Source organism: Novosphingobium rosa NBRC 15208, from assembly GCF_001598555.1.
Classification (GTDB): Bacteria; Pseudomonadota; Alphaproteobacteria; order Sphingomonadales; family Sphingomonadaceae; genus Novosphingobium; species Novosphingobium rosa.
The window spans coordinates 1-23,189 of sequence record NZ_BCZE01000099.1; the positions used below are offsets into that span (position 1 = coordinate 1).

The window sequence follows — 23,189 nt, forward strand, 5'->3', positions numbered from 1 at the left end:
TTTACTGTCTGCCTTGCGCTTCGGGTTCGGCCTTGCGCGCAGTTCGCCGCGCCGCAGGCTTTCAAATTCGCCTGCGCAACTTATCGATCAAAGGGTAACTGCCTGCGGCGCCTTAGGCCGAGCAGCTGGAGAGGTTGAGCGCCACGATAGGGTGCCACTGCCCTTTCGCCGGAAGACGTCATGGGAGCGCGAGGGTGTAACACCCTCGCATCTTCCTTTCCTTAATCCTCTTTCCACCCTGCAAAAGGCTCAGCCACCTCAGGCGGAATCCGGCACAAGCGCCCGCTGGCCAGATCGATCATCGCCCATGTCGTGCGGGCCGAGATGATGGGCTTCTCCTCACCCACGCGGCAAAAATCCACGCGACGGTCGAACCGCGCCGCGCGAGGCGGATCCGGGATAAAGGTGCGTGCCACCACGCTCTCGCCCTCGCGGATGTTGCCGCGATAGTCGATCTCGTGGCGGGTCACGACCCAGATGTAGGTGGCGACATCCTCCGGGCGGGCATCGCTTTCCCAGTGCGCGGTGGCGATGGCTTCCATCCATTGCACCCAGACCGCATTGTTCACATGGCCGAGGACATCGATATGCTCGGGGCCAGCGGTGAAGGTCTGGGTGAAATGGTTGCTCACGCCTTGCCTCCGGCGGAGAGCGCCGCCAGCGCCAGCCCCGCGAAGGGCGCATAGGCCCAAAGCGCGGGCAACACCGCCAGCAGGGGCCACCAGCGGCGGGTCTTGCGGGCCTGCAGCACGCAGGCCACCACAGCGGCCAGCACCAGCGGCCAGCAGACGACCAGCACCTTCAGGAAGGGATCGGCGTGGCCCAGCCAGCAGCCGAGCCACAGGGCCAGCGCCAGCAGGTTGACGATGATCGCCCCCCGGAAGATCAGGCGCTGCTGCATCTTACGCGGCCATGCCCAGCTGCCAGAGGATGAAGGCGAATTCCTCCGCCGATTCGGTCAGGCTCTGGAAGCGGCCCGATTTGCCGCCATGGCCCGCGCCCATGTTGGTCTTCAGCAGCAGCTCGTTGCTGTCGGTCTTCAGCTCGCGCAGCTTGGCGACCCATTTGGCGGGCTCCCAATAGGTCACGCGCGGGTCGTTCAGGCCTGCCGTCACCAGCAGCGGCGGATAGGCCTGCGCCTTCACCTGATCGTAGGGGCTGTAGCTGTGGATCAGCTCGAAGGCGTCCTTGTCCTCGATGGGGTTGCCCCATTCGGGCCATTCGCCGGGCGTGAGCGGCAGGGTTTCGTCCAGCATGGTGTTGAGCACATCCACGAAGGGCACATGGGCCACCACGGCGCCCCACAGCTCGGGTGCGTCATTCATCACCGCACCCATCAGCTCGCCGCCCGCCGAGCCGCCGCTGATGCTGATGCGGCCGGGGGTGGTGAAGCCCTGTTCGATCAGGCCCTTGGCCACATCGACGAAATCGTTGAAGGTGTTGGTGCGCTGCTCGCGCTTGCCCGCCTTGTACCAGCCGCGGCCAAGGTCGTCGCCGCCGCGGATATGGGCGATGGCATAGGCAAAGCCGCGATCGACCAGCGACAGGCGCGTGGTCGAGAAGCCGGGGCTCATCGCCATGCCATAGGCGCCATAGCCATAGAGATGCAGCGGATCGCTGGCCTTGCGGTCCTTGCGGTAGACGATGCTGACGGGGACCAGCGTGCCGTCCCGCGCCGGGATTTCCAGCCGCTGGGTTTCATAGAGGCTGGCGTCATAGCCGCTGGGGATCTGCTGCACCTTCAGCACTTCCAGCGACTTGTCGGCCAGATGATAGTCATAGACCGTGGCGGGGCTGACCATGCTTTCATAGGTCAGCCGCAGCTTGTCGACGGCCCATTCGGGGTTGTCGGCCAGACCGGCGTCATAGCTGGCTTCGGGGAAGGTGATGGGCTCGATGCGCGAGGGATCGTCGTAACAGCGCAGTTCGATGGTATCGAGGCCGCGCACCCGGCTCTCCACCACGAAGAAATCGCGGTAGAGTTCAAAGCCGGTGACATAGAGATCGTCCGTGCCCTCCAGCAGCGTGGTCCATTCGCCCGGCGTCTCCAGCGGGGCGGTGGCGATGCGGAAGTTCTCATGCGTGTCGTTGGCATGGATGTAGAGCATGCCCTCACGCTCATCGACATCATACTCCACGCCATCCTGACGGGCCTTGACCAGCAGCGGCTTGGCCAGCGGATCATGCGCGGGGATCAGATAGGTTTCGCTGGTCTCGTGATCGCTGGTGCCGATCACCAGCCACTTCTCGTTCGCCGACAGCGATGAGCCGACGCGGAACCCCTCATCATCCTCGTGATAAAGTTCGACATCGCTCTCCAGCGGCTGGCCCAGCCAGTGCAGGCGGGCATTGTCGGTGCGCCAGTTCTCGTTCGCCAGGCTGTAGACCAGCCCCTTGTCCCCCGCGACCCACACCAGCGAGGACAGCGTGCCCTCGATCACATCGGGCAGTTCCTCGCCGGTGGCGATCACCTTGATGCGGGCGGTGAAACGCTCCGAGCCATTGTCGTCCACGCTCCAGGCCAGCATTGTGCCATCGTTCGAGACCGACAGCGCGCCAAGGCGGAAATACTCATGCCCCGCCGCCAGCGCGACCTCATCGAGGATCAGCTCATCATCGCCGCCCGCCACGGGCTTGCGCCACCATTTCTTGTATTCCGCGCCTTCCTCGAACTCGATCCAGTAGAGGTAATCGCCATCCTTCTGCGGCACCGAGCGATCCGCTTCCTTGATGCGGGCGCGCATTTCCTTGAACAGATCGTCCACCAGAGTCTTGCGCGGGGCCATGCGCGCCTCGAACCAGGCGTTTTCGGCCTCCAGATGCGCCAGCACCTCCTTGTCGGTCACCTGCGGATAGCCGGCATCGCGCAGCCAGGCGTAATCGTCGGTGACGGTGATGCCGTGATGCGTGATGCTGGCCGGCTTCTTGGCGGCGACAGGGGCGGCGGTGGGCGCAGCAAGCGCGCTCTGGCTGGAATTGCTCATCACTTGCATTTATGGTGCCCGGCAACGCGCCGCAAGCTTGCTTGCGTGCATAAAACCCATTCCCCGGCCCGAAGAGAGCCGGACTGTCCTCAAGGAGGGACGCCCCCATGCTGATGCACCCCCATGAAGCCCGCCTTTCGGCGCTGCGCGCGCAGCTGGCCCGCGAAGGTTATGACGGCTTCGTCATCCCCATCTGCGACGAGCATATGAGCGAATATGTCGGCGCCTATGCCCAGCGTCTGGAATGGCTGACGGGCTTTGGCGGCTCGGCAGGCAGCGCGGTGGTGATGGGAGAAAAGGCCGCGATCTTCGTCGATGGCCGCTATACCTTGCAGGTGCGCGATCAGGTCGATGGCCGCCTGTATGAGTACCACAACGTCCCCGCCACCAGCCCCGGCGCATGGCTCGCCCAGCAAGTGGGTGAAGGCGCCCGCATCGCCTATGATCCCTGGCTGCACACCCAGCCCTGGGTTGCCGCCACGCGCAAGGCGCTGGCCGCCAAGGGCGCGGAACTGGTGGCGGTGGAGAGCAACCCGCTCGACGCCGTGTGGAACGACCAACCCGCCCCCTCGCCCGCCCCCGCCTTCGTCCAGCCGTTGGAGCTGGCCGGCGAAAGCAGCGAGGCCAAGCGCGGCAAGATCGCCGAATGGCTGGCCGAGCAGGGTCTGGATGCCGCGGTGGTCAGCGCGCTCGATTCGGTGGCATGGCTGCTCAACATCCGCGGCAGCGATGTGGAGCGCACCCCCGTCGCCCTGTCCTTCGTGATCGCCCATGCCGATGGCACGGCGGACTGGTTTATCGCGCCGAAAAAGGTCACGCCCGAAGTCGCCGCCCATCTTGGCAATGCCGTGCGCCTGCAACCGCGCGACAGCTTCACCGATGCGCTGACGGCGCTGAAGGGCAAGAAGGTAGCGGTGGACCCGGAACGCGCCGTCTCCGCCATCTTCGCCACGCTGAAGCAGGCCGAGGCGCTGGTCACCGAAAGCCGCGACCCCTGCGTGCTGCCCAAAGCCATCAAGAACCCGGTGGAACAGGCGGGCCAACGTGCCGCGCAAGCCCGCGACGGCGGCGCTGTCGCCCGCTTCATGCACTGGCTCTCCGTGGAAGGCCCCAAGGGCGACGTCACCGAACTCTCCGCCGCCGAGGCCCTGCACCAGTTCCGCCGCGATTGCGGCGACCTGCGCGACCTCTCCTTCGACACGATCAGCGGCGCAGGGCCGAACGGCGCCATCGTCCACTACCGGGTGAGCGAAGAGACGAACCGCACACTGGAACCCTCCAGCGTCTATCTGGTCGATTCGGGCGGGCAGTATCCCGATGGCACCACCGACATCACCCGCACCGTCTGGATCGGGCCCGGTGAAGCAGGCGCAGAAGAGAAGGATCGCTTCACCCGCGTGCTGAAAGGCCATATCGCGCTGGCCCGCGCCATCTTCCCGCGCGGCACGGCGGGCAGCCAGCTCGATACGCTGGCGCGCCAGCATCTGTGGCAGGCGGGCGTCGATTATGCTCATGGCACCGGCCACGGCGTGGGCAGCTTCCTGGCTGTGCATGAGGGGCCGCAGCGCATCGCCAAATCCTCGGGCGGTCAGGCGGGCACCGGGCAGGAATTGCTGCCCGGCATGTTCCTCTCCAATGAGCCGGGCTATTACAAGACCGGCGCCTATGGCATCCGCATCGAGAACCTCGTGCTGGTGGAACAGCGCGCCATCCCCGGCGCCGAGGGCGACTATTTCGGCTTCGAGACGCTGACCCATGTGCCCATCGGCCGCGAACTGGTTGAACCCACCCTGCTCGATGGCCCCGAAACCGCATGGTGGAACGCCTATCACGCCCGCGTGTGGGAGATTCTCTCGCCCCAGCTGGAGGGCCCCGTGCTGGCTTGGCTGAAGGATCAATGCGCGCCGCTGTAAGGCTTGCGGCGCGCATGATGTTCACTTATTGTTCCAACATGAAGTGAGTCGTTCGAAGGGGGACAGGATCATGATCGGTTACGTTACGGTGGGCACCAACGATCTGCAGGGATCGGCGCCGTTTTACGATGCTCTGGCCAAGGAGCTGGGCGTGGGCCGCATGATGGAGGATGACAGCTACATCGCCTGGGGCACGCCCGGCGGCGGCGCGGGCCTCGGCCTCACCAAACCTTTCGACGGCAACCCCGCCACGGTGGGCAATGGCGTGATGGTGGCGCTGGAGGCCAAGGACCGCGCGCAGGTCGACCGTCTCCACGCCATCGCGCTGGAGCAGGGCGGCAGCTGCGAGGGCCTGCCCGGCCCGCGCGGAGAAGGCGGCTTCTACGCCGCCTATTTCCGCGACCGCGAGGGCAACAAGCTTAACGCCTTCACGTTTGGCTGACCCCATGACGGGGCAGGCCCTTCCGCTGGCAACCCATCCGGTCCACCTCGGCCCGGATGGCGCAGCGCTGGATCTGCCCCCCATGGCCGGGGACATGCAATGGTATCAGGCCTACGAAGCCGCCCATGGCGCGGAGGGCGCGCAGGCCCGGCTGGTCAGCCTGCACCACTTCACGCAGGATTGGGACGGCTGGGAAATGCATCCCCATGGCGCCGAAGTGGTGATCTGCATCGCCGGTGAGGCCGTTCTGATTCAGCGCGATTCTGCCGGGGCCGAGACGCATATCGCTCTGGCTGCGGGCGATCGCGCGATCAATCCTGCGGGGGTGTGGCATACGGCGGATGTTTCGGATCAGGCGAGCTTGCTGTTCATCACCTTGGGCACGGGGACCGAAGGGATGAAGAGGGAAAAGTAGACAATGCGAGGGTGTTACACCCTCGCGCTCCCTTTATTGTCCACATTGCGCCATAAATTCGGCCTTGCGCCCAGATTGCCGCGCCGCGGGCTGTAAACGTCGCTCGCGCTGGTGGAGAGGTTGGGCGCGTCATTTCGGCGCCACCACCCTTGCGTCGGAAGACGTCACGGGAGCGCGAGAGGATCATCCCCTCGCATCTTCTTTTCCAACTTATTTCACACTCCCACCCAAAGCGACAATTGGCGACAAAAACCCCGTTCCCCGGCATAAACGCGCGACAGTCCGCGCCTAGAGAAACATTCGAAAGTCACGCGGACCTGTCGGTCTCCATCCCCCCTCCTTACGGGATCTTCGGGCCGCGCGGCTTTCACCTGATTTCCTGCGCAATGGGGGCATTGAGAAGGACCGCTTTGATGAAGCCATTTACCCTGCGCTCGCGGCTGATCGCACTGGCGCTGACGGGATCGATGTTGGCGGGGACACTGGTCGCCGTCCCGGCATCGGCCGCCACCAGGAAGGCCAAGCCCGCCGCCACGAAAACCGCGCCCGATCAGCCTCCCGCGCTGACGCGCGACGAGGCCAAGGCTCACGCCGCCGAGATCTTCGACCATCTGGACTTCAACAAGGATGGCACCTTCAACGAGGCCGATATGAAGGCCCGTTACGAGGAGCATCTGGGCCGCGAATTCGACCGGCTCGATGCCAATCACGATGGTTCGGTGACCAAGGCCGAATTCATCGCCGCGCATGAACAGCCGCATGGTCCAGACGGGCATGGTCCGGAAGGCCGTGGCCCCGATGGCGCCCCGCCGCCGCCTCCCCCCGGCGCGGATGGCAAGCCCGGCCCTGACGGTCACCCCGGACCGCACGGCGGCCTCAAAGGCGGTCCTCGCGAAGGCATGGGTCCGCACGGCATGATGTCGCCCATCGTGTTCCAGCTGCTGCATGAGGCCGATCCCAATCACACCGGTTCGGTGACCAAGGACGCCTTCATCGCCGCCGAACTCAAGCGCTTCGACGAAGCCGACACCAACCACGACGGCAAGGTCACGCAGGAAGAACTGCGCGCCAGCCATCACGGCCATGGTGGAGGCTTCCACCATCGCTGGGGCGGCCCCGAAGGCCGAGGCCCGCGCGGTGATGGCCCACCGCCCCCGCATGGCCCGGAGGGCGCCGACGCGCCGCCGCCCGCGCCCCTCACCTGAACGGAACCCAAGCAGGCGGGCCTTGACAGAGGCCCGCCTGACAGGTGCATGACCATGCATAACGAAGACAAGACAGTGAACCAGACCGCCATGACTCAGGACTCAGCGCCCCAACGCATCTTGCTCGTCGACGATGAGCCGGGGCTGCGTGAGCCGCTCGCCTCCTATCTGGAGCGTCAGGGCTTCACCGTCAGCCAGGCCGCCAGCGCCGCCGAGGCCCGCGCCATCATGCGCGAGAGCGTGCCCGATCTGGTCCTGCTCGACATCATGATGCCCGGCGAGGACGGTCTTTCACTGTGCCGCCACCTGACCGAGGCGCGGGCCATCCCCACCATCTTCCTCACCGCCAAATCCGAGGCGACCGACCGCATCGTCGGGCTGGAGATCGGCGCGGACGATTATGTGGTGAAACCCTTCGAGCCGCGCGAGCTGGTCGCCCGCATCCGCAGCGTGCTGCGCCGTTCCGCGCGCGGCGCGGTGGACCCCACGCAGAATGAGGATTTCCTCTTCGACGCCTGGCGGCTCGATCCGCTCAAGCGCCGGCTGATCGATCCGGAGGGCGCCATCGTGGCGATCTCCTCGGTGGAGTTTCGCCTGCTGATGGCCTTCCTCGAACATCCGCGTCAGGTGCTGGACCGTGATCGCCTGCTCGATATGGTGCAGGGCCGCGAGGCGCATCTCTTCGACCGCGCGGTGGACAATCAGGTCAGCCGCCTGCGCCGCAAGATCGAGGTGGACAGCCGCAACCCGCAGGTGATCCAGACCGTATGGGGCGGCGGCTATATGCTGGCCGCCGATGTGCGCCGGGTGCCCTCAGGTCCGGCATGACGTCACCCGCATGACCGACACCGAAACGCCTGCACCCCGCCCCGGCCTGATCGCCCGCACCTTCACCATGCTGTGGCCGCATTCGCTGCGCGCTCAGGTGATGGGCGCGCTGGCCCTGGCGCTGCTGCTGGCGCAGGGCATCGGCGCGGCGCTGCTCTATCGCGCCCAGCACGAATATCGCGAGGAACAGGTCACCCATGCGCTGGCGATCAAGCTGGTGATGGCCTCTCACGACGATTTCGCGCCGCCCCCCGGCCCTCCGCCTGAGGACCGCGCGCCGGACGATCAAGGCGCCGGCAAAATTGGGGGCAAGGACGGGGCCAAGCCCACCGGCCCGGATCGCCCTCAGCAGGACGGTGAGCGCCGCTTCCGCCACTTCCATCACGGCCCCCCGCCCGAGGATGTCTCACGCGGGCCGCGCACCGAAAGCGTCGACCACTTCGCGCTGCAAGCCTTCGACCGCCCGCGCCCGGAGATGGCGCGCCGCCTCTCCCCCATGCTGACCGAGCAGGACGTCAACCCCGCCGGGCTGATCGTCTGCGAGCGCCCGCTGGCGAAGGATCCGATGATCCAGCAGCGCATGGAGCGCCGCGCCGCGCTGATGCGCCGCCACATCAACCTGCCCCATCCCCCGCCCATGGAGGCCAGCCGCCTGCTGATCGCCGCCGTGCCGCGCCCGGGCGGCGGCTGGCTGGTCTCGCGCGTGGTCGTCTCGCCGGACGACCCATGGCTGCCCTTCACGCTGATCGCCCAGACGCTGTTCATCTACCTCGTGCTGGTGGGTACCATGGCGGTGATCCTGCGCCGCATCATCCGGCCTCTGGCGGCGCTGACCGCGCAAGTGGAGCAATTCGCGGAAACCCGCGTCGCCACCAACCAGGTGGCGCCTCAGGGCCCGCATGACATCCGCCGGCTCATCGCGGCGCAAAACGCCATGGAAGACCGCATCATCGCCCTTATCAACGAAAAGGACGTGATGCTGGGCGCCATCGGCCATGATCTGAAAACGCCGCTGGCTGCGCTGCGCGTGCGCATCGAATGCGTGGAGGATGACAACGAACGCCTGCGCATGGCCCAGACCATCGAGGAGATCACCCGCTCGCTCGACGACATTCTCAGCCTTGCGCGCGTGGGCCGCCCCAGCGAGCCGCTGGAGACCAACGAACTCTCCGCCCTCGTCGCCTCCGTGGTCGAGGATTACGAGGATATGGGCGAGCCGGTCGAGCTGGACGATATGCCGCGCATCGTACTGCCCCTGCGCGCCGTGTGGGTGCGCCGCGCGCTGCAGAACCTGATCAGCAATGCCGTGCGCTATGGCACGGTCGCCCATGTCTCGCTGACGCGCGAGGATGACTGGGCCGTGGTGCGCATCGCCGATCAGGGGCCCGGCATCCCCGAAAGCCAGATTGCCCGCATGTTCGAACCCTTCACCCGCGGAGAGCCCTCGCGCAACACGCATACCGGCGGGGCGGGGCTGGGGCTGACCCTGGCCCGCGCGATTGCGGATCAGCATGGGGGGACTTTGTCTCTGGCCAACCAGATCGGGGGAGATGGCGGGATCGTCGGGCTGGTGGCGGAGTTGCGTTTGCCTTTAGGGGCTTAAGCAGGACGTAGAGAATGCGAGGGCCATCGCCCTCGCGCTCCCTTTACTGTCCACGTTGCGTCCAACCTATCGGGCAGGCACGGATTCAAAGCGCCGCAGGCTTTAGAATTGCCAAAACAGCCTATCGCTCAAGGATGAACTGCCTGCGGCGCTTTACGCTGCACAGGTGGAGAGCCGGGGCACAAGGACCGGGCGCCACTGCCCTTTCGTCGGAAGACGTAACGGGGGTGCAGGGGGCGTAACGCCCCCTGCTTCATCCTTCTCACTTCAACTCGGAAATCTCTTTCGAAACCTCCTTCGCGCGGGCGCTCTTCAACGCCCCGCAACTGCGCACGCGTTCGATGCTGCGCTCCAGCTCCAGCTGCCCGGTCAGGCCTGCCAGCTTCGGGCGGAAGTCCTTGGCCATGGCGTCGGCGGCCTCCACCGAGCATTGCCCACCCAGCACCTGAGGCAGACGCGAGGCCACGAAGATCCCCGCCGAGCCCTTCAGCAGTTCATCGCTATGGTCGCGCACCCAGTTGTAGCCAATCTCGCGGGTGGAGCGGTTGCCCGCGATGCCCAGCACCAGACTCATGCGCTCGGTGGCGCGCAGGCGCTGGTCGCGGGCGTCGTTCAGGGCCCAGTTGGCGATGGCGGGCTTGCCGGGCAGGCTCAGCGCGCCCAGCAGGCCGGGGCGCAGATGCGAATCCTGGGTCGAGAGCGCGCGTTCGAACAGGTTCTTCGCGGCGCTGACGCCGCCATCCTTGCCCTTGGCCTGCTCGGCCAGCCAGAGGCCGAAAGCGAGGCGATACCACGTGGGATCGAGCGCCTTGCTGTCGCCGCCCAGCCATGCGGTGGCGGCCTTGGTCAGCGTGGCGATCACGGCGGGATCCTGCGCCGCGCTGACGAGGCGGCCCACCAGCTGCACGCGGGACTGCGAACGCTCGGGATTCTCGCCCGCATAGGCATCGAGCGCGGGGTTGAAGCCAAGGCGATCCAGCTGGGGCGCCAGAATATGGCCGACAAACCGGCGGTAGGCCACCGTCGCCCGGGCGTCGAGCATGTCCGAGGTCTGCAAGGCGATCAGCGGCTCGAGCGCGGAATCGGCGGCGAAGCTGTCCGGGTTGGTGGACATCACGCGGGCCAGCGTGGCCAGCTGGCCGGCACTGGCGCGACCAGCCTGAAAGCTGGCCCCCAGCGAATCCGCCAGCGCAAGGCCCTCGCCGCCGGTCAGGCTGGCGGAGCCGGCGATCAGCGCGTCCCAGTCCGCCTTGGGCAGCTCGAAGCGGTAATAGCCGGTGCCGCCCGCATTGGGCATAAACACGCCGCTTCCTCCCACCTGCACCGTGCCGCTGACAGTGTCGAGCAGCTGGCAGGCCCGCGCATCGCCCCGGCGCGCGCAGATCGGCACGCCCCATGTTTGCGCGGGGGCCTGCGTGCCCAGCTGGGCATAGCGGCTCTGGGTGACGCTGTAGCGCCCGTCGCCGCCGGTGCCATCGCTTCTGGTAAAGGTGAGCAGGGGCACGCCCTGCTGATCGGTGAAGCTCTGCAGCGCGGGCAGGATGCGCGGGTCGCCGCTGGCCTGCGCCATGGCGGCGAAGAACTGCGCGCTGGTGGCGTTGCCATAGCGATGCGCCGCCATATAGCCGCGCACGCCGTCGCGGAATTTGGTGTCGCCCATGAAGGCGGCGATCATCGCCACCACATGGCCGCCCTTGCCGTAGGTGATGCTGTCGAAGGCCGCATCGATCTGGGCGTTTTTCTCGATGGCCTGATGGATCGGGCGGCCGGCCAGCAGCGCGTCGGTGTCCATGGCGGCGAAGCCTTCCTCCAGCGCGCCCGCGCCGATGTTGAGGTCCGGCCGCCATTCATTGCCGATGCGATAGCCCATCCAGTTGGCGAAGCTTTCGTTCAGCCAGATGTCGTCCCACCACGCCGGGGTGACCAGATCGCCGAACCACTGATGCGCCAGCTCATGGGCGACGACCATGCCGAATTCGCGCTTCTGCTCGGTGCTGTCCTTGTCCTGCACGATCAGCAGGCGGTCCTGATAGAGGTCCGCCCCGGCATTCTCCATCGCGCCGCCCATGATGGGCGAGCTGATCTCGTCCAGCTTGGGATAGGGGAAGCTCTGGCCGAAGTAGTTTTCCAGATGGGCGACGATCTGCTTGGAGTTCTCCAGCGCGAAATCCAGCTTGCCCGCATTCTCCTTGGTGGAGACGATGCGCAGCGGCAGCGGCTGGGCGCGCTGGGGCGTGGGGGGCACCTCGCCTTTGGCCACGGCGAAGGGGCCGACCATCATCGCCAGCAGATAGGTGGGCAGCGGCGCGGTGGGCGCGAAATGATGCACATCGAGCCCGCCCTCCTGAGTCACCGAGGTCTCGGGCGCGTTGGTCACGGCGACCAGACCTTTGGGCGTGCGCAGGGTGACGGTGAAGGGCTGCTTGTAGCCGGGCTGATCGAAGGCGGGATAGGCGGCGCGGGCATCGATCGATTCGAACTGGGTCCAGCTGTACCAGTCGTCGCCCACCTTCACGCGGAACATGCCGTCGGGGCCTTCATGGAAGGGCGCGTCGTAATCGAAGGCGAAGGTGGCTTTTCCGGCAGGCAGGGGCTGCGCGAAGGTGAGCAGCACCACGCCGGTGGGGTCGACCTGCTTCCAGTCGGCCAGATAGGTCTTGCCCGCAATGGTCACGGCGGCCTTGCTGACGGCCAGCTTGTTGCCGTGGATATAGATAAAGCGCCCGGGCGCCTTGATGGCGGCATCGATCTCGACATGGCCGCCGAAACGTTCCTGCGCCGGATCGACCTTCAGATCCAGCCGATAGGCCGAGGGGATCACCGCATCGGGCAGGCGGCCAGCAGGCATCGGGGGCGCCTCGGCCGTCGCGGCGGCGGTCTGGGCCAGCGCCGGGACGGCGGCAAGCAGGGTGCCGGAGCAAAGCGTGCCGGCCAACAGCAGGGTCTTGATGGGCATCTTGAACGCGGGGGGCATCATGCAGCACGTCTTTCCGGCGCGGAATCCAAGCGCCTTTGAGGAACCGAAACGGGAAAAGCGAAGCGATGGAGCCTCGCTGCGCGACCACGAAAGCGGCGAAACATAATTACCGCTTCACGCAATGGCGAGTGAATAATCACCCCATGCATCATGGCACCATCGGCGGTTTGGACAGGGCGCTTCCAAGCCGCCAAAGCATTTTCAAGTTGACCGTGTACGGTCAACGACCCGGAAAATGCGGCATCAAAGACGAGAGGGTTTTCGCTCGTGGCGAAAACCCTCTAAAGCCGCGCGCCATGCCTGCCATCCCGCCTTTCGACCGCAACGCGCCCTTTATCCTGCTCGACGATGCCAAGGGGCAAGGGGCAGGCCCCGCGCGGCTCTACACCAGGCCCTTCGAGGTGGTGGTCGCCCGCCACGCCCATGACGTGGCGCCTGCCCTTGCCCGGCTTGAAACGCTGCGCCAGGAAGGCGCGGCTCTGGCGGGTTACGCCGCCTATGAGGCCGGGCTGGCGCTGGAACCCCGCCTTGCCGCCCAGACGCAAAGGCGCAGCGGCGGCGATATGATCCAAGGGGGCCCGCTGCTATGGTTCGGCGCTTTTGCAGGCTGGCAGGAGATCGCCGCAGCCGATGTGCCCGCATGGCTGGCCTCTCAAGCGCGCGGCGATCGCAGCACCATCGGCCCGCTGGCCCCCAGCATCTCGCCGGGTGCCTATGCGCGGGGCTTTGCGCGGCTCAAACAGGCCATTGCCGATGGCGACATCTATCAGGCCAACTACACCTTTCCGCTGAGCGGCCCATGGCAGGGTGACCCTCTGGCGCTTTACGCCCTGCTGCGCGCACGCGGCGGCGGAGCCTTTGGCGCGCTGATCTTCGATGGCGATGCCTGGTTGCTCAGCCACTCGCCCGAACTCTTCTTCACCTGCGAGGATGGCCTGCTGACGGCCCGCCCGATGAAGGGCACGCGTCCTCGGGGGCAGACACCCGATCAGGATCGGGCGCAACGCGCGGAGTTGCAGGCCAGCACCAAGGATCGCGCGGAAAATCTGATGATCCTCGATCTGATGCGCAACGATCTCTCGCGCATCGCCCTGCCCGGCAGCGTGAAGGTGCCGGAGCCCTTCGCCATCGAAAGCTATCCCAGCGTCCACCAGATGGTCTCGGCCATCGAGGCGCAACTGCTGCCCGGCCACTCCCCCATTGATGTGCTGCGCGCCCTCTTCCCCTGCGGATCGGTGACCGGCGCGCCCAAAATCCGCGCCATGGAGCTGATCGAGGCGGTCGAGCCCGCGCCGCGCGGCGTTTATTGTGGGGCGATCGGCCATATCGATCCCGCGCAAAACGCGGAACACACTGGCCGCGCCGCCTTCAATGTGGCAATCCGCACGCTACGGCTGACGGGCGAGGATAGCGCTCCGTCGGCCAAGGCCCGCCATGGCCGCGCGGTGCTGGGGGTGGGATCGGCGGTGGTGGCCGATTCCGCGCTCTGGAGCGAATGGCGGGAATGTCTGGTGAAAGGGGGTTTCGTGCATCAGCCGGTCCATGCTGAAACGGGTCATGCAGCGCAGATCGATCTGATCGAAACCATGCGTTTTACGCCCGAGGAGGGCATGGCGCTGCTCGAATTCCATCTGGAGCGGCTGAAGATCAGCGCCGCCGCGCTGGGCTTCACCTTTGACCGCCACGCCGCGCGCAACGCCATCCATGCGCTGGGCTTCGAGTTGGAAAGCCCCTCGCGCATCCGCCTGACGCTCAGCCGCAGCGGCGCGACCACGGTGGAGGCGGCACCCCTGCCCGCGCCTCTGGACGCGGAAAGCCCGGTGCGCTGCATCCTGCTGCCCCTGCCCGTCGATCCTTCCGACTGGCGTCTGGCGCACAAGACCTCGGACCGCTGGTTCTATGAGGCCGGGCTGAAAGCCGCACGCAAGGCCGGGGCCGCCGAAGCGATCTTCGTGCGCGAGGATAAGCTCATCACCGAAGGCTGCTTCACCAACATCTTCGTCGAACGCGATGGCATGCTGCTCACCCCGCCCACCGCGCATGGGCTGCTGGGCGGCGTGCTGCGCCGCTCGCTGATCGAGGATGGCAAGGCCCGCGAGGCCGATCTCACCCCCGACGACCTTGCGGAAGGCTTCCTGATCGGCAATGGGCTGCGCGGATTGATGCGCGCCCAGCTTCTGGACTGAACCATGACCGATACGACACTTTCTGCGGCCCTTGCCCGCATCCAGCCCTCGCAGACCAATGCGATGACCGACCGCGCCTTCGAACTGCGCGCCGCCGGGGCCGACATCATCTCGCTCTCGGTGGGCGAGCCAGACTTTCCCACCCCGCCCCATGTGGTCGAGGCCGCCCATGCCGCCATGCTGGCCGGCGAAACGCGCTACACCGCCGTGGCGGGCACCGCGAAACTGCGCGAGGCCGCCGCGCTGCACTTCCAGCGCGATCTGGGCATCACCGTGCCGCCTGTTCAGGTGCTGGTCTCCACCGGCGGCAAGCAGTCGGTGTTCCTCTGCCTCACCGCCACGCTGAACCCGGGCGACGAGGTGGTGATCCCCGCACCATGGTGGGTCTCCTACCCCGAAATCGTGCGCTTTTCGGGCGCCGAGGTGGTGAAAGTCGCCACCACGCCTGCCAGCGGCTTCCGCATGAGCGCCGCCCAGCTTGAGGCCGCCATCACGCCCAATACCCGCTGGCTGCTGCTCAACAGCCCCGGCAACCCCACCGGCGCCACCTACAGCGCGCAGGAACTGCTCAGCTTTGCCGAAGTCCTGCGCCGTCACCCCCGTGTGCTGGTGATGAGCGACGATATCTACGCGCCCCTGCGCTACAACGAAGGCCTGCACGCCACGCTCGCCGCGCTGGCGCCGGACTTGGCCGAGCGGATCGTCACCATCTCGGGCGTCTCGAAAAGCCATGCCATGACCGGCTTCCGCATCGGCGTCGCCGCTGGCCCGGCCTGGCTGATCGGCGCCATGACCCGCCTGCAGAGCCATATCACCGGCAATGCCAGCTCGGTCAGCCAGGCCGCCGCCGTCGCCGCCTTCACCGGGCCGCAGGACTTCCTGCTCGACTGGCGCGAACGCTTCCGCGCCCGGCGCGACGCCGTGGTCGCCGCGATCAACGCCATCCCCGGCCTCTCCACCCCCGTGCCCGATGGCGCTTTCTATTGCATGATCGACGCCACGCCCCATATGGCGCGCTTCGGCGACGATTCCGCGCTCGCCATGCATTTGCTGGAGCATGGCGTGGCGGTGGTCGCCGCCTCGGCCTTCGGCGGGCAGGATGGCTTCCGCATCTCCTTCGCCGCCGATGAGGCCACTCTCGAAACCGCCATCGCGCGCATAGCCAAAGCACTGGAATCACAATGACCCTCCCCATCCTCTTCGAAGACGGCGAGGCGCTCGTGATCGACAAGCCCGCCGGCCTGCCGCTCGACATGCCCCGCGCGGGCGGCGTCAGCCTCGAGAATCATCTCGATTCGCTGCGCTTCGGCTTTGCCCGCGCGCCCGCGCCCGTCCACCGGCTGGACCGCGACACCTCCGGCTGCCTGCTGCTGGCCCGCAACCCCAAGGCGCTGAAGCGCTTTTCCGCCGCCTTCGAGGAGCGCGTGGTGCAGAAGGTCTATCTCGGCATCGTGGCGGGCAAGATCGAGCAGGACAGCGGCGTGATCGAACTGGCCCTCTCCAAGATTTCCAGCGCGGCGGCGGGCTGGCGCATGATCCCTGCGAAAAAGGGCAAGCCCGCCCTCACCCGCTGGCGCAAGCTGGCCGAGAATGAGGCAGGCACCCTCGTGGAATTCCGCCCCGAAACCGGCCGCACCCACCAGATCCGCGTCCACGCCCTGCATGGCCTCGGCATCGCGTTGCTGGGCGATCCGATCTATGGCGAGCGCCTCTCCACCGGCGCCACGGCGCCGCGCACCATGCTCCACGCCGCCAGCCTGCAGGTGCCCCGCCCCGGCAAGGATCCGGTGCTGGCCCATGCCCCGCTGCCCGGCGACTTCCTCTCGCTGGGCTTCGCGGTGTGACCTCGGGCGAGGTCGAAGGCGCCATCAACCGCGCCTTCGCCGCCGTCAGCGAGAGCTTTATCACCGCCACCGGGCCAGGTGGGCAGAACGTCAACAAGGTGGCCACGGCGGTGCAACTGCGCGTGAGCATCTACGCGTTGCGCCTGCCGCCGCTGGTCTTTGCCCGCATGAAGGAACTGGCGGGATCGCGCCTGACCGATGCGGGGGAGATCCTGCTGGTCGCGCGGCGGTTTCGCACGCAAGAATCCAATCGCAGCGATGCGCGTGAAAGGCTGGCAGAGCTGATCCGGGAGGCCTTCAAGCTGCCTGAGAAGCGCGTGAAGAGCCGTTTAAACCGGGTCGGGAAAACGGCGCGGCTTGAGGGGAAGAAGATTCGCGGGGCTGTGAAGGCAGGGCGGGGGAAGGTTTCCTTCGATTGAAGGTTCGAAGGAGAAGATGCGAGGGCCATCGCCCTCGCGCTCCCTTTACTGTCTACGTTGCGTATCGGGTTCGGCCACAGAGCAACGTCGCCGCGCCGCAGGCAGCAAGTGTCTAAGGCCTGCGGCGCCCCAGGTCACACTGGTGGAGAGGCCGGGCACACCATTTCGGCGCCACTGCCCTGTCATCGGAAGACGTAACGGGAGCGCGAGGGCGATGGCCCTCGCTTTTTCCTTCTTACTCCCCTGAACTCACTGCCTGAGCCTGCACCGGAGCCCCGGCATCAGCCGAATCCGCCACTGGCCCCACACCAGCAGGCAGGCCGCTCAGCGCTTCCTCGGCGGGAATTTCCACATTGTCCGCCGAAGCCGCGTCCGAGGCCTTGTCGGCGTGGCCGCAAGCCGCAAGGGTCAGCGCCAGACCGGCTCCCAAAGCAGCGCGGAAAACAGAGGTTTGGGAAAAGGTCATGCTGGTCCTCGGGTAACACTGTCTGGGTGTTACTCTAGAAGCGCGTTTTGCAAACCGCAAAGGGCGTTGCAATCATATAAAGATATCTTTATATGCCAGGTCACACACGGCCCAGAGACCCACACACGCCATGCAGATCGACCCCATCCTCCGCGCGCTGGCAGACCCGACACGGCTGCGCATCATGCGCCTGCTTACGGCGATGGAGCTGGCTGTGGGCGAATTGGCACAGGTGCTGGGGCAAAGCCAGCCGCGCGTATCACGCCATGTCAAAATCCTGTGCGATGCCCATCTGGCGGAGCGACGCAAGGAGGGCAGCTGGGTGTTTCTGAAAAGCGCCATCGCAGAGGACAAGGATCTTGCAGCGCCGACGCTGGGCGGGGCCACCACCCGCCTGCTGGCCGCCGCCGAGCAGGACGACGCCGCTTTCGCCGCGCGCTGCGCCGAGGACCGGCGCCATCTGGCCGCGATCCGCGCCGGGCGGGAAAGCAGCGCGGCGGCCTATTTCGAGCGCAACGCCGTGCAGTGGGACGATCTGCGCCGCCTGCTGTCCGACGATGCCCCGGTGGAGGCTGCTCTGGAGGGCGCTTTGCTGGGCACGGGCAATCTGGGCGCGATGCTGGATGTCGGCACGGGCACGGGGCGCATGGCCGAGCTGTTCAGCCCCCATGCCAGCCATGTCACGGCCTTCGACAAGAGCCCGGAGATGCTGCGCATCGCCCGCGCGCGGCTTCAGCATCTGCCCACCTCGGGCGTGACGCTGGTGCAGGGCGATTTCACTGATCTGCCCTTCAAACCGGCGGCCTTCGACACGGTGCTGTTCCATCAGGTGCTGCATTTCGCGCAGGCGCCCGAGCTGGTGCTGGCGCAGGCAGCGCGTGTCACGCGGCCCGGCGGGCGCATCGCGGTGGTCGATCTGGCGGCGCATGAGCGTGAGGAAATGCGCTCCGTCCACGCCCATGCGCGCCTGGGCTTCACCGATGGCCAGATGGCCGAGCTTTTCTCGGGCGCGGGTTTCGAGCCTGCCGCCCCCCTCGCGCTGCCCGGCGGGCAGCTGACCGTCAAGATCTGGACCGGGCAGCGGACTGACGCTCCCGCCGCTGCATAAGGCTTTGATATGATTGCCACCTATGATGCGCTGCGCGAGGCTCGCACCGCTTTGGATACGCCGCTGTTCGCCGGTCTGCCGGGCGATATTCGCGTGTCCTTCGAATTCTTCCCGCCCAAGAGCGATGCCATGGCCGCCCAGTTGTGGGAGGCCGTCACCACGCTAGCCCCGCTGGCGCCCGAGTTCGTCTCGGTCACCTATGGCGCGGGCGGATCGACGCGCGACCGCACGCATGACACCGTCGCCCGCATCATCAGCGAGGCCAAGCTGCCCGCCGCCGCGCATCTCACCTGCGTCGACGCCACCAAGGCGGAAATCCACGAGGTGGCAGAGGCCTATTGGCAGGCGGGTGTGCGCCATATCGTGGCGCTGCGCGGCGATATGGGCCAGCCGGGCGTGCCTTTCACCCCGCATCCCGAGGGTTATGCCAATGCCGCCGAGCTGGTGGCGGGCCTCAAGCAGATCGCCCCGTTTGAAATCTCGGTCGCGGCCTATCCGGAAAAGCATCCTGACAGCGTTGATCTCGCCGCCGATCTCGACAATCTGAAGCGCAAGCTGGATGCCGGTGCCACCCGCGCCATCAGCCAGTTCTTCTTCGAGCCGGAAACCTTCTTCCGCTTCCGCGATGCGCTGGCCGCCGCTGGCATCGATGCTCCGGTGCTGCCGGGCATTCTGCCGGTGACCAATTTCGCGCAGGCCCGCAAGTTCGCCGCCGCCTGTGGCGCGGCGATCCCGGCATGGATGGAGGGCCTGTTCGAGGGGCTCGACAAGCATCCCGGCTCGCGCCAGCTGGTGGCCGCCACGCTGGCCGCCGAATTCTGCCGCCGCCTGTACGCGGGCGGGGTGCGTGATTTCCACTTCTACACGCTCAACCGCGCCGAATTGTCCTATGCCATCAGCCATCTGCTGGGCCTGCGCCCGCAGCATGTTCCGGAGACCGCAGCATGACCATCACCCCCTCTGCGGCCCGCAAGGCCTTCCTTGAGCAGGCCGCTCAGCGCCTGCTCATCACCGATGGCGCCTTCGGCACGGAAATCCAGAACTTCAAGCTGAGCGAGGCCGATTACGCGGGCTCGCTGGGCCTGAGCCACGACCAGAAGGGCAACAACGACATTCTGGCCCTCACCAAGCCCGAGGTGCCGGAATCGATCCACCGCGCCTATTTCGAGGCCGGGGCGGACATTGCCGAAACCAACACCTTCTCGGCCAACCGCATCAGCCAGGCCGATTATGGCGCGGAACATCTGGTGCGCGAGATCAATGTGGCCAGCGCCCAGCTCGCCCGCCGCATGGCTGATGAATATGCCGCAAAGGATGGCCGCCCCCGTTTCGTGGCGGGCGCCATCGGGCCGACGAACAAAACGCTCTCGCTCTCGCCCGATGTGAACGATCCGGGCTATCGCGAGGTCGACTGGGACACGATGGTCGATGTCTACCTTGAGCAGGCCCGCGCGCTGGTCGAGGGCGGCGCGGACTTCATCCTGATCGAGACGGTGTTCGACACGCTCAACGCCAAGGCCGGGATCATGGCGGTGAAAAAGCTGGAGCAGGAGCTGGGCCGCGAGGTGCCGATCATGCTCTCCATGACGCTGACCGACCTGTCGGGCCGCAACCTCTCGGGCCATACGGTGGAGGCCTTCTGGCATGCCGTGCGCCACGCCAAGCCGCTGACCATCGGGCTGAACTGCTCGTTTGGCGCCACCCAGCTGCGCCCGCATGTAAAACTGCTGTCGGAAATCTCCGACACGCTCATCATGATCTACCCCAACGCCGGTCTGCCCAACGAACTGGGTGCCTATGATGAAATGCCCGAGACCACGGCGGGCCTCGTCAAGGAATGGGCCGATGCGGGGCAGGTCAATGTGCTGGGTGGCTGCTGCGGCTCCACGCCCGCGCATATCGGCGCGATGGCGCGGGCTGTCACCGGCCTGTCGCCGCGCCATGCGCCCACGCTTTCGCATGTCACCCGCCTTGCGGGCCTTGAACCCTTCACCATGGCCGAGTGACCCAGATGACCACGCAATCTTCCAGCCGTTTCGTCAATGTCGGCGAGCGCACCAATGTCACCGGCTCGGCCGCCTTCAAGAAGCTGATTCTGAACGGCGACTACAACAAGGCCATCGAGGTCGCCCGCAATCAGGTTGATGCCGGGGCGCAGGTCATCGACGTCAACATGGACGAGGGCCTGCTCGACGCAGTCGAGGCCATGACCACCTTCCTGAAACTCATCGCGGCGGAGCCCGATATCGCCCGCGTGCCGGTGATGATCGACTCGTCCAAATGGGAGGTGATCGAGGCCGGTCTGAAATGCGTTTCGGGCAAGCCGATCGTCAATTCGATCAGCATGAAGGAGGGCGAGGAGGCCTTCCTGCATCACGCCCGCCTCTGCATGGATTACGGCGCCGCCGTGGTCGTCATGGCCTTCGACGAAAAGGGTCAGGCCGACACCAAGGCGCGCAAGGTCGAAATCTGCCAGCGCGCCTACAAGCTGCTGACCGGCATCGGCTTCCCGCCCGAGGACATCATCTTCGATCCCAACGTCTTCGCCGTCGCCACCGGCATCGAGGAGCACGACAATTACGGCGTGGACTTTATCGAGGCCACCCGCGAGATCACCGCGACCTGCCCGCATGTGCATATCAGCGGCGGGTTGTCGAACCTGTCGTTCAGCTTCCGCGGCAATGAGCCGGTGCGCCGGGCGATGCACAGCGTGTTCCTCTACCATGCGATCCCCGCTGGCATGGATATGGCCATCGTCAACGCCGGCCAGCTGGACATCTACGACCAGATCGACCGCAAGCTGCGCGATGCCTGCGAGGATGTGATCCTCAACCGTCCGCAGGTGGGCGAGGAAACCAACACCGAAAAGCTGATCGCCATCGCCGAAACCTTCAAGGGCACGGACAAGGCCGCCGAAAAGGCCGCCGAGGAATGGCGCTCCTATGATGTGGTGAAGCGCCTCGAACATGCGCTGGTGAAGGGCATCGACGCCTATATCGTCGATGACACCGAGGAAGCCCGCGCCGCCATTCAGGCGCGCGGCGGTCGCCCCATCGAGGTGATCGAGGGCCCGCTGATGGGCGGCATGAACACCGTGGGCGACCTCTTCGGCTCGGGCCAGATGTTCCTGCCGCAGGTGGTGAAATCGGCCCGCGTGATGAAGAAGGCCGTGGCCCACCTGATCCCCTTCATCGAGGCGGAGAAGGAAGAGGGCGCCAAGGCCAAGGGCCGCATCATCATGGCCACCGTCAAAGGCGATGTGCACGACATCGGCAAGAACATCGTGGGCGTGGTGCTGCAGTGCAACGGCTATGAGGTGCTGGATATGGGCGTGATGGTGCCATGGGCGACCATCCTCGATCTCGCCCAGAAGGAGCAGGTGGATATGATCGGGCTTTCGGGCCTGATTACGCCGTCTCTGGACGAAATGGTCACCGTGGCCGAGGAAATGCAGCGCGCAGGGATGACCATGCCTCTGCTGATCGGCGGCGCGACCACCTCCAAGGTCCACACGGCTCTCCGCATCGATCCGGCCTATGATGGCCCGGTGATCCACGTTCTGGACGCCAGCCGCGCCGTGGGCGTGGCCAGCCAGCTGCTGTCCGACACGCAGGCCGATGGCTTTATCGAGGCCACCGCCACCGAATACGAAGCCACCCGCCGCGCCCGCGAGGGCCGTGGCAAATCGAAGCTGGTGCCACTGGCCGATGCCCGCGCCAACGCCTATGCGCCAGACTTCGCGCAGAAACCCGGCGCGCCCCTGCAGCCCGGCATCCACCGCTTCGACGACTGGGATCTGGCCGATCTGGCGCAGTACATCGACTGGACGCCCTTCTTCCGCGCCTGGGAACTGGCGGGCGTCTATCCCGCCATCCTCGACGATGCCGTGGTGGGCGAAAGCGCCCGCAACCTCTTCGCCGATGCCCAAGCCATGCTGAAGCAGATCATCGAGGAAAAATGGCTCACCGCCCGCGCCGTCGCCGGTTTCTGGCCCGCCGTGCGCGATGAGGACGATATCGTGCTGCAAGACGGCACCGTCCTGCCCATGCTGCGCCAGCAATTCGCCAAGAGCCGGGGCCGCGCCAACTTCTGCCTCGCCGACTTTATCGACCCCGCAGGCGACTGGCTGGGCGGTTTCGCCGTTGGCATCCACGGCATCGAGCCGCATCTGGCCCGCTTCAAGGCCGCCCACGACGATTACAACGACATCCTGCTCAAGGCGCTGGCCGACCGTTTCGCCGAAGCCTTCGCCGAGCGCCTGCACCTCCACACCCGCACCACCCTGTGGGGCTATGCGCCGGACGAGCAGCTCACCAACGAGGCGCTGATCCGCGAGCAGTATCGCGGCATCCGCCCCGCGCCGGGCTATCCCGCCTGCCCGGATCACTCGCTGAAGCCGATCCTGTTCGATCTGCTGGACGCCACCGAAAACGCCGGGATCACCCTGACGGAATCGCAGGCCATGTTGCCCACCTCGGCAGTGAGCGGTTTCTATTTCGCTCACCCGGAGGCGCAGTATTTCGGCGTGGCGACGATCGGGACCGATCAGCTGGAGGATTACGCCGAGCGGCGCGGCGTCGATCTGGAAACGGCGACGCGGTGGTTGCGCCCCAATCTGGATTAAGAAGAAAAGGATAAGTGCGAGGGTGTTACACCCTCGCGCTCCCTTTCATGTCTGCGTTGCGCCAAGGGTTCAGCCTTGCGCCCGGATTGCCGCGCCGCAGGCAGATAGGTTCTTGAAGCCTGCGGCGCCCTAGGTGGTGCAGGTGGGGAGGCTGGGCACCACGAAGCGGAACCAC

General features: G+C 66.3%; 19 protein-coding genes. 14 read left to right on the forward strand and 5 right to left on the reverse strand.

Going from position 1 to position 23,189, the window contains the following annotated elements; all coding sequences use genetic code 11:
* Positions 1 to 221: 221 nt before the first annotated feature.
* The 3 genes from SR3_RS26915 to SR3_RS26925 are packed head-to-tail and all read right to left on the reverse strand — an operon-like array spanning position 222 to position 2,984.
* On the reverse strand, positions 222 to 632 hold the full coding sequence (locus SR3_RS26915; RefSeq protein ID WP_068093299.1) for an acyl-CoA thioesterase: 411 nt from the start codon (positions 630 to 632) through the stop codon (positions 222 to 224).
* Positions 629 to 901, reverse strand: a complete 273-nt coding sequence (locus tag SR3_RS26920; protein WP_068093300.1) for a hypothetical protein — start codon at positions 899 to 901, stop codon at positions 629 to 631. The genes SR3_RS26915 and SR3_RS26920 overlap by 4 nt, the downstream gene beginning before the upstream one ends.
* Before the next feature lies 1 nt (position 902).
* Positions 903 to 2,984 (reverse strand): S9 family peptidase, encoded by a 2,082-nt coding sequence (locus tag SR3_RS26925; protein ID WP_068093305.1) that lies wholly within the window; start codon positions 2,982 to 2,984, stop codon positions 903 to 905.
* A 113-nt stretch (positions 2,985 to 3,097) separates the two neighbouring features.
* On the opposite strand from SR3_RS26925, the gene SR3_RS26930 reads away from it, so the two are divergent.
* From SR3_RS26930 to SR3_RS26955, 6 genes are all read left to right on the forward strand, one after another.
* Entirely contained in the window at positions 3,098 to 4,897 is a 1,800-nt protein-coding gene (locus tag SR3_RS26930; RefSeq protein ID WP_068093348.1) for an aminopeptidase P family protein, read from the forward strand.
* A gap of 70 nt (positions 4,898 to 4,967) precedes the next feature.
* Entirely contained in the window at positions 4,968 to 5,339 is a 372-nt protein-coding gene (locus tag SR3_RS26935; RefSeq protein ID WP_068093310.1) for a VOC family protein, read from the forward strand.
* Between the two features lie 4 nt (positions 5,340 to 5,343).
* Positions 5,344 to 5,754, forward strand: coding sequence for a cupin domain-containing protein (locus SR3_RS26940; RefSeq protein WP_068093314.1), 411 nt, complete (start codon positions 5,344 to 5,346; stop codon positions 5,752 to 5,754).
* Between the two features lie 413 nt (positions 5,755 to 6,167).
* On the forward strand, positions 6,168 to 6,959 hold the full coding sequence (locus SR3_RS31685; protein WP_068093317.1) for an EF-hand domain-containing protein: 792 nt from the start codon (positions 6,168 to 6,170) through the stop codon (positions 6,957 to 6,959).
* A gap of 54 nt (positions 6,960 to 7,013) precedes the next feature.
* Positions 7,014 to 7,787 (forward strand): response regulator, encoded by a 774-nt coding sequence (locus tag SR3_RS26950; RefSeq protein WP_068093351.1) that lies wholly within the window; start codon positions 7,014 to 7,016, stop codon positions 7,785 to 7,787.
* 10 nt (positions 7,788 to 7,797) lie between these two features.
* Positions 7,798 to 9,390: a sensor histidine kinase gene (locus SR3_RS26955; RefSeq protein WP_245654121.1), complete on the forward strand. Its 1,593-nt coding sequence runs from the start codon at positions 7,798 to 7,800 to the stop codon at positions 9,388 to 9,390.
* 262 nt (positions 9,391 to 9,652) lie between these two features.
* On the opposite strand, the gene SR3_RS26960 is transcribed toward SR3_RS26955, so the two are convergent.
* Positions 9,653 to 12,367 (reverse strand): M1 family metallopeptidase, encoded by a 2,715-nt coding sequence (locus SR3_RS26960; protein ID WP_245654122.1) that lies wholly within the window; start codon positions 12,365 to 12,367, stop codon positions 9,653 to 9,655.
* Between the two features lie 296 nt (positions 12,368 to 12,663).
* Between SR3_RS26960 and pabB the strand changes: the two genes are divergently transcribed.
* From pabB to arfB, 4 genes are read left to right on the forward strand one after another with little or no spacing between them, the layout of a single operon-like run.
* Positions 12,664 to 14,553 (forward strand): aminodeoxychorismate synthase component I, encoded by a 1,890-nt coding sequence (gene pabB / locus SR3_RS26965; protein WP_068093321.1) that lies wholly within the window; start codon positions 12,664 to 12,666, stop codon positions 14,551 to 14,553.
* Positions 14,554 to 14,556: 3 nt separating this feature from the next.
* On the forward strand, positions 14,557 to 15,738 hold the full coding sequence (locus SR3_RS26970; RefSeq protein ID WP_068093324.1) for a pyridoxal phosphate-dependent aminotransferase: 1,182 nt from the start codon (positions 14,557 to 14,559) through the stop codon (positions 15,736 to 15,738).
* Positions 15,735 to 16,397 (forward strand): RluA family pseudouridine synthase, encoded by a 663-nt coding sequence (locus tag SR3_RS26975; RefSeq protein ID WP_068093328.1) that lies wholly within the window; start codon positions 15,735 to 15,737, stop codon positions 16,395 to 16,397. The genes SR3_RS26970 and SR3_RS26975 overlap by 4 nt, the downstream gene beginning before the upstream one ends.
* Positions 16,394 to 16,816 carry an alternative ribosome rescue aminoacyl-tRNA hydrolase ArfB gene (gene arfB / locus SR3_RS26980; protein WP_174549206.1) on the forward strand — a complete coding sequence of 141 codons (423 nt, stop codon included), beginning with the start codon at positions 16,394 to 16,396 and terminating at the stop codon, positions 16,814 to 16,816. Before SR3_RS26975 ends, arfB begins: the two co-directional genes overlap by 4 nt.
* Before the next feature lie 235 nt (positions 16,817 to 17,051).
* Here the strand turns inward: arfB and SR3_RS26985 are convergent, their stop codons facing one another.
* Entirely contained in the window at positions 17,052 to 17,282 is a 231-nt protein-coding gene (locus tag SR3_RS26985; RefSeq protein WP_068093334.1) for a hypothetical protein, read from the reverse strand.
* Between the two features lie 130 nt (positions 17,283 to 17,412).
* Between SR3_RS26985 and SR3_RS26990 the strand changes: the two genes are divergently transcribed.
* Genes SR3_RS26990 through metH form a run of 4 tightly spaced genes read left to right on the forward strand, consistent with a single transcriptional unit; the run spans position 17,413 to position 23,014 of the window.
* On the forward strand, positions 17,413 to 18,390 hold the full coding sequence (locus tag SR3_RS26990) for an ArsR/SmtB family transcription factor (protein WP_068093335.1): 978 nt from the start codon (positions 17,413 to 17,415) through the stop codon (positions 18,388 to 18,390).
* Between the two features lie 9 nt (positions 18,391 to 18,399).
* The gene (metF, locus tag SR3_RS26995; protein WP_068093338.1) at positions 18,400 to 19,338 is read left to right on the forward strand and encodes a methylenetetrahydrofolate reductase [NAD(P)H]; all 939 of its coding nucleotides are present in this window, start codon (positions 18,400 to 18,402) and stop codon (positions 19,336 to 19,338) included.
* A complete protein-coding gene (locus SR3_RS27000) occupies positions 19,335 to 20,396 on the forward strand; it encodes a homocysteine S-methyltransferase family protein (RefSeq protein WP_068093341.1) in 1,062 nt (353 codons plus the stop codon). Before metF ends, SR3_RS27000 begins: the two co-directional genes overlap by 4 nt.
* A 5-nt stretch (positions 20,397 to 20,401) precedes the next feature.
* Positions 20,402 to 23,014 carry a methionine synthase gene (gene metH, locus SR3_RS27005; RefSeq protein WP_068093345.1) on the forward strand — a complete coding sequence of 871 codons (2,613 nt, stop codon included), beginning with the start codon at positions 20,402 to 20,404 and terminating at the stop codon, positions 23,012 to 23,014.
* The last annotated feature ends 175 nt before the right edge of the window (positions 23,015 to 23,189 follow it).